The organism is Streptomyces sp. NRRL B-24572 (genome assembly GCF_002156145.1).
GTDB lineage: Bacteria > Actinomycetota > Actinomycetes > Streptomycetales > Streptomycetaceae > Streptomyces > Streptomyces vietnamensis.
The window spans coordinates 1-563 of sequence record NZ_MWIG01001150.1; the positions used below are offsets into that span (position 1 = coordinate 1).

A 563-nucleotide genomic window follows, 5' to 3' on the forward strand; every position below is an offset into this window, starting at 1 on the left:
GGCCAGAAGGGTCGGAGGGGCCGCCCGTCGGACGGGGCGGGGGCGTCCTGTCCACGGGCCCGGAAGGCGTCGTTCTTCTCGTCCCGAAGCGGAAATCACAGCGCGCGACCTGTGCAATCGCCACATTTGCACCGTTTCGTTCGAACCAAGTGACGTCCGTCGCACGGTTGTTGCCCTTGACTCACGGGTACATCGCTGGCGAGCCTGGCTCACCCCCCACCATCCCCACCCCCCACACGACGGCGGCCATGGACACGCACACGGATACCGACGCCCACGACCTGCGCCACCACGGTGACGCCGAGGTCCGGGACGAGAAGCTCATCGATCTGGCGGTCAACGTCCGGACGAACACCCCGCCGGACTGGCTGAGAGAGCGGATCGCGGACTCGCTGACGGGTCTCGCGGCCTATCCGGACGACCGGGCCGCACGGGCGGCGGTCGCCGAGCGGCACGACCTGCCGTCGAACCGGGTGCTGCTGACCGCCGGCGCGGCGGAGGCGTTCGTGCTGCTCGCTCGGGCGCTGCCGGTGCGGCGGCCGGTGGTGGTGCACCCCCAGTTC

Annotated in this window: 1 pseudogene; it reads left to right on the forward strand. The window is 70.9% G+C overall.

What is annotated here, in order from left to right:
* Window positions 1-221: 221 nt before the first annotated feature.
* Window positions 222-563 (forward strand): annotated as a pseudogene (locus CCN56_RS40960) (L-threonine-O-3-phosphate decarboxylase); the annotation flags it as partial.